The organism is Denitrobacterium detoxificans, from assembly GCF_015062615.1.
GTDB lineage: Bacteria > Actinomycetota > Coriobacteriia > Coriobacteriales > Eggerthellaceae > Denitrobacterium > Denitrobacterium detoxificans_A.
Map to the genome: position 1 here is coordinate 254,164 of NZ_SUUH01000003.1, position 6,758 is coordinate 260,921.

Annotated in this window: 4 protein-coding genes; all 4 read left to right on the forward strand. The window is 59.7% G+C overall.

Features of this window, described 5'->3' with window-relative positions:
* Positions 1 to 119 precede the first annotated feature (119 nt).
* The 4 genes from E7002_RS06270 to tyrS are packed head-to-tail and all read left to right on the forward strand — an operon-like array spanning position 120 to position 6,522.
* Positions 120 to 2,267, forward strand: a complete 2,148-nt coding sequence (locus tag E7002_RS06270) for a transglycosylase domain-containing protein (RefSeq protein ID WP_303728003.1) — start codon at positions 120 to 122, stop codon at positions 2,265 to 2,267.
* Positions 2,268 to 2,287: 20 nt separating this feature from the next.
* Positions 2,288 to 2,809: a hypothetical protein gene (locus E7002_RS06275; protein WP_303728004.1), complete on the forward strand. Its 522-nt coding sequence runs from the start codon at positions 2,288 to 2,290 to the stop codon at positions 2,807 to 2,809.
* The gene (locus E7002_RS06280; protein WP_303728005.1) at positions 2,802 to 5,267 is read left to right on the forward strand and encodes a U32 family peptidase; all 2,466 of its coding nucleotides are present in this window, start codon (positions 2,802 to 2,804) and stop codon (positions 5,265 to 5,267) included. Before E7002_RS06275 ends, E7002_RS06280 begins: the two co-directional genes overlap by 8 nt.
* A 43-nt stretch (positions 5,268 to 5,310) precedes the next feature.
* Complete coding sequence (gene tyrS, locus E7002_RS06285) at positions 5,311 to 6,522, forward strand: tyrosine--tRNA ligase (RefSeq protein ID WP_303728006.1); 1,212 nt, start codon at positions 5,311 to 5,313, stop codon at positions 6,520 to 6,522.
* Positions 6,523 to 6,758: the final 236 nt, after the last annotated feature.

Below are 6,758 nucleotides of genomic sequence, written 5' to 3' on the forward strand. Positions count from 1 at the left end.
ATGTTCGCGGGGCGCCCATCGTGTATCTCTTGACGTTTACTTGTGTACTTTGGCGTGCGTCTAAACGCAGATGGTAGAATAGCGCCAGCTTACCAGGAGGTTACATGGGCTCACGTGCAATGAAAAAACGCCTCGGTACGAGGAACAAACGCCGATACGCACCGCTTCTGTTCATTCTCTGCGCGCTCTTCGCGCTTGTCGTGGTCGGCGGAATCGCGGTATACACCGCAGCTGAATCGTGGCTGGAAGACCTTCCCGATTATGCCGATTCCTCGGCGTATAACTATTCCCAGAAAACGCGCGTGTACGCGTCCGATGGAACGACGCTGCTCGCCGAGTTCTACGTGGAGAATCGCGAGCCGGTTAGCAGCCTAGACGACATCAGCGAGTTCGTACGCAACGGCACGGTTGCCACCGAGGACGTGCGCTTTTACGAACATAGCGGCGTCGACATTCTGGGCATCGGCCGCGCATTGGCGAACAACCTGTTCGGTGGCTCCACCGAAGGCGCATCTACGCTTACCCAGCAGTTCGTCCGCAATACGGTGCTTGCCGACGAGGCAAGCGAGCAGACCATCAAGCGTAAGGTCCGCGAGGCCTACATTGCCTTGAAGCTCGAGGAGATGTATTCGAAGGACGACATCCTCCTTATGTACCTGAATACCGTCAACTATGGTTCGGGCGCTTACGGCATCGAAGCCGCCGCCAAGAAGTACTTCTCCGTCAGTGCGAGCGAGCTTACGCTTGCCCAGGCGGCCTTGCTCGTGGGCATTCCCCAGTCGCCTACGTACAACAACCCCATCAACTACCCCGACAATGCGCTCTCGCGCCGCAATACGGTGCTCAACCGCATGCTCACGAATGGCTACATTACGCAGGAGCAATACGATGAGGCGGTAAACGAGCCGCTTGGCCTGAATGTTTCGGAAGACGAATCCGATGACGGCATTTACGCGTATCCGTACTTCACGAGCTACGTGCGCCAGACGCTTCTGGAAGATTATTCCGAGGCCGAGGTGTTCAAGGGTGGCCTTACGGTATACACCACGCTCGACGTAACGGCACAGGAAGCGGCCGAAGCCGCGTGTGCCGAAAAGGAAGAGGCCGTCGACGACGACTTGGAAGTCGCTTTGGTGGCGGTCGACCCCGACACGGGATTCATCAAAGCCTTGGTAGGCGGCAAAGACTACAACGAGAACGAATACAATCTGGCTACGCAAAGTACGAGACAGCCTGGTTCCGCGTTCAAGACATTCACGCTCGCGGCGGCCATCGAAAACGGCATCGATCCCGATACGTACGTGAACTGCTCGTCGCCGATTACGCTCGATAACTGGACGGTTGAAAACTACGACGGCGCCTCGTACGGCACGCGCTCGATCGAAAGCGCCTTCGCCATCTCGGCCAATACGGGTTTTGCGCGCCTGTGCGTCATGCTCGGCCCCGATAAGGTTGCCGAAATGGCCACGCGCCTGGGCATCGAAACCGATCTCGAAACGGTTCCCTCCATCACGCTGGGTTCCCAGGGCGTTACCGTGCGCGAAATGGCTGGCGCGTACGCCACCATTGCGTCGGGCGGCATCAAGCGCGATGCCGTGGCCATCGAGAAGATCGTCGATTCCGACGGTGACATTATCTTCCAGGCCGACACCACGGGCACGCGCGTCATTTCCGAGGAAGTGGCCCACGCCACGGAACAGGTCATGGAGGGCGTCGTCACGAATGGTACCGGTACCGCAGCCGCGCTGTCCTCGGGGCAGACGGTTGCCGGCAAGACGGGTACCAGCCAGAATTGGCGCGATAGCTGGTTCTGCGGCATTACGCCCCAGTACTCTGTGGCCATTTGGCTGGGCGCGCGCGAGGAGCGCCAGATGAGCTCGTCGTACAGCGCTACGAGCGTCTTCAGCTCGTTCCTGAACCAGCTCATTTCGAAGAGCGATACCGAGAAGTTCGTCATGAACAGCGCAAGCGACCCGAAGTACCGCACGCTCACGTCTGACGAGAAGGAGGCGCTGGGTACTACGTCTAGCTCCACTACCAGCAGCGATGACGAGAAGTCGTCGAATTCCAGCTCGTCGACCTCTACGACCACGAACTCCACGACGAGCTCCTCGAGCAGTTCCTCGCGTTCGAGCTCGTCGAGTTCTAGCAGCTCGTCATCGAGTAATGGTTCGTCAACATCGAATGGTTCGTCTTCGGGCTCTTCGAGCGATAGTTCACAATCGGGTACCGGAAGCTCTTCGAGTTCCGGTGACTCATCGGAATAATGCATAAGGTAAGGAATAACATGAATCGTGTATCTCGCTCTATTCGCATGGCGGCTGCTGCTTGCGCCGTTGCCTGCGCGCTGGTGGTAACCGGCTGCGTAGCGCAATCGACTACCGGCACCACCAGCGAAGCCGAGCAGAACCGCCAGTACATGGCTACGCTCAATCAGCAGGTTACCGAAATCCAGGAAGATCTCACGGCATTTCAGGATGCGGTGGCGAAGCAGGATGCCGTAACCATGCAGGCCCAGCTCACGTCGGTGGACAAGGTCATCGAAAGCGTGAAGAACACCGATTGCACGTCGAAGCTGCAGCCGGCGAAGGACCTCTACGTCGACGCGCTGTGCTCGCTCGACGATGCGCTTGCGTCCTATGTTTCGCTCTACACCGACGTCGCCAATGGCACGGTCGATTCCGCAACGTACGACGAACGTCTTTCCAGCGTCCAGTCGGCGTACAACGAAGCCATGGACAAGCTGAAGTCCGCTGATGACAAGATCGTTTCTATTAGCAATGGGGAAGATTCCGAATCTCATGAATAATACGCTCGAGCTTCTTGCTCCTGCAGGTAACATGGTCTGCCTCCACGCGGCTATCCGCGCGGGGGCAGATGCCGTATATCTGGGGGCCGATCGTTTCAACGCCCGTAGGGGTGCTGATAATTTCACGTTGGAGTCGATTGCCGAGGCATGCGACTACGCGCATGTGCGCGGCCGTCGCATCTACCTTACGGTGAACACCGTCATCCTTCCAGGCGAGCGCGAAGCGGCGCTCGAGCTGGTTCGCCAGGCGTATCGTCGTGGCGTCGATGGCTTCATCATGCAGGACGTGGGTTTGGCCGCCGAGGTGCATCGCACGCTCCCCGAAGCCGAGATTCATATTTCGACCCAGATGAACACGCATAACGTTGCCGGCCTCGATGCTGCCGTTTCGCTGGGCGCGTCCCGCGTGACGCTTGCGCGCGAAATGGCCCTTTCCGAAGTGGTGAACATCTGTGCCGAAGCTGCGGCGCGCAATCTCGAGGTCGAGATCTTCGCCCATGGCGCGCTTTGCGTGTGCTACTCGGGGCAGTGCCTCATGTCCTCCATGATCGGCGGACGCTCGGCCAATCGCGGCATGTGCGCTCAGGCGTGTCGCCTGCCGTACGAACTGCATAATCGCGCGGTTCGCAAGGACCTTCCTTCCCCGGGCGAGCATCTGCTCTCCCCGAAGGACCTGTGTCTGGTGAATCGCCTTCCGGAACTGGCACTTTGCGGCGTTTCCTCCTTGAAGATCGAGGGTCGTATGAAGTCGCCCGAATACGTTTCCGCCGTGGTGGGCGTCTATCGCGCCGTGCTCGACCGCGTGCTTGCCTGGGTCGAAAGCGGTCAGGCTGCAAGCGATGACGACGTCATCCCCGGCGAATTGCGTGCGACTCCCGAAGAGATGCGCGTGCTGGAGGAAGCGTTCAGCCGTGGCTTCACCGAGGGCTACCTCATGGGCGAAGATGATAATGAGATGATGAGCTATGGTCGCCCCAACAATCGCGGCGTCTTCATTGGCCGCGTGTCTTCCGTGGGAGACGGCTGGGTTGCCGTCGATCCCGAGGAAACCCTGCATGAGGGCGACGTGCTCGAATTCTGGACCAATCGCGGCCATTTCGCGCATACCGTTTCCGGCATCGAAGCGGTGCGTGGCGGCGTGCGTTTCGCGCTCGACCGTCGTGTTGGCAAGGGCGATCGCGTCTTTCGCGTGCGCAGTGCGGAAGCCCAGTTCGTAGACGTGCCCTTCGAGCCGAAGGTTGCCGTTTCGGGTTCGGCGGTCATTCAGCTTGGCCAGCCCATTTCGCTTACGCTTACCGCGCCGTCGGGTGCATCGGTGTGCGCGCAAGGTCCCGTTGCAGAGCCCGCTCGCACGAAGGCCCTGCTCGAAGAGGATGTACGCGACCATATCGACCGTTTTGGCAATACGCCCTTCGCGCTTCAGAACCTGGAAATCCAGCTCGATGAGGGCGTGGGCATGGGCTTCTCGCAGATTCACAAGCTTCGTGCCGCCGCTGCCGAGCAGCTCGAGGAAGCGCTGCTTGCCGACTATCGCGCTCGTACGCTTCACCGCGCTCCCGCGAAGCCTCCGGTTCCGCGCCGCCCGCGTCGCAATTCCTGCCAGGTGGCCGTGTGGGCTACGAATGCCGCATGCGCTCGTGCCGCCAAACGCGCCGGCGCCGATGCCATCTACGTTCCCGCTCTCAATTACAAGCGCGGAGAATCCCTGGTGGCTGGCCAGATTTCGGGCACCGTTGCGCAGACGGGCTATCCCAAGCAGGCCATCATCGCGCTTCCCGTGGTCGATCACGATCCGCTGCCCGGCACGCGTGAAGAGCGCCTGGGCTTCGACGCTTGGAAATACGTGAAGGCCGACAAGCCCGTGTTCGTCGAGAACCTCAGCCAGCTCGTGCGCGCTCGCGAAATGGGTGCGCAGGTCGAGGTTGGCCCGCACGTTCCCGTATCCAACCCGCTGTCGGCCATGGCGCTTGCGCAGATGGGCGCCGAACGCGTGTGGCTCTCTCCCGAGCTCACGCTGGGGCAGATTCAGCAGATTGGCGACGAAACCGATGTTGAGCTGGGCTTGTTCGTAAGCGGAGCAACCGAGCTCATGGTTACCGAACACTGCATGCTCATGAGCCAGGGCCCGTGTAATCGCGATTGCTCGGTATGCCCGCGTCGTAAGAGCCCGCATTACCTGAAGGATCGCAAGGGCTACGAGATGCCCGTCGTCACCGACTGCACGGGTCGCAGCCATCTGTACAATGCGGTTCCCCTCGATATCCTGCATGTCGCACCCGACCTCATCGCAGCTGGCGTGGGCGCCTTCATGGTCGATGCCACGATGATGAACGTCGAAGAGACCACCAAGGCGACGGCCCGTGCCGTACGCGCTCGCGATATTGCCCTGAAGAGCGGCAATGCGGTGGGGAAGACATCCGATACCACCTCGGGGCATCTGTTCCGGGGCATTTCCTAACTATGCTACAATGCATCGCTACATATAAGTGAAAGGCTATTTGATGCTACCTGCGGAAGAACAACTACGAATCATTCAATCTGGCGTGGCCGAAATCGTGCCCTCCGACCTGCTTCTCGAAAAGCTGAAGCGTGGGGTGCCCTTGAACGTGAAGCTGGGCGTCGACCCGACTGCTCCCGACATTCACATTGGTCATGCCGTTCCGCTGCGTAAGCTCCGTACGTTCCAGGATCTGGGCCACCGCGTTACGCTCATCATCGGTGACGGCACGGCGCTCATCGGCGATCCGTCTGGCAGGAACAGCACGCGTCCGCAGCTCACGCCCGAGCAGGTGGCCGCCAATGCCCAGACGTACATCGATCAGGCGTTCAAGATTCTCGATCCCGAGAAGACTACCCTGGTTCACAACGCCGACTGGCTCCTGAAAATGAACCTCGAGGACATCCTGAAGGTAACGGGCCAGTTCACGGTTGCACGCATTCTCGAGCGCGACGACTTCCACAAGCGTTACACCAACAACCTGTCCATTGGCGTGCACGAGTTCCTGTACCCGATCATGCAGGCGTACGACTCGGTGGTCATCAAGGCCGACGTTGAACTTGGCGGTACCGACCAGCTGTTCAATTTGCTTGCCGGCCGCGAGCTTATGGAGAAGATGGGCATGGAGCCGCAGGTCTGCCTTACGCTTCCGTTGCTCGAGGGCACCGACGGCGTACGCAAGATGTCGAAGAGCTATGGCAACTACATTGGCCTCACCGACGAGGCTCCCGATATGTTTGGCAAGGTCATGAGCATCCCCGACGAGATGATCGTGAAGTACTATCGCCTGGCCTCCACCGCTAGCGTCGACGAGATTGACGAAATTGAGGCGGGTCTTGCTTCCGATTCGCTGCATCCCAACAAGGTAAAGCGCGCACTGGCTCGCAATATCGTTGCCGCTTACCACGGCGAAGAGGCCGCGGTTGCCGCCGAGGCTGAGTTCGATCGCGTCTTCAAGCAGCATGCCATCCCCGAGGATGTCCCCGAGTTTGCCGCCGACCTTACGCCTAACGACGAAGGTCTGGTATACCTGGCCAAGTTGCTGGCAGATGCCGGTCTGGCAAAGAGCGCGGGCGAGGCCCGTCGCCTTATCGACGGTGGCGGCGTGAAGATCAACGGCGAGGCACTGCCCGCTAAGGCTTACAACGTAGAGCCGGCGAAGCTGGAAGGCTCCGTCATTCAGGTTGGCAAGCGTCATTTCGTGAAGCTGGTATAGCGCATACGCTCATTGCAATACGGGGGACCGGGCTTACGTGTTCGGTCCTCTTGTTATATAGGGTGAAAATAGTGCTTTGCACACGTGAAAACACAACATGAGCCCCTGTCTGTGGGTGGTTTGTGAAGCCTTCCGAATCCGCTTGAACGGCACCCACGGGGGAGGTACTATGCACAAGCTGCATTTGCAGCGGGGAGTTGCTTCCGAGGGCCCAGAGGGCCCGTCCGGCGGCGGCG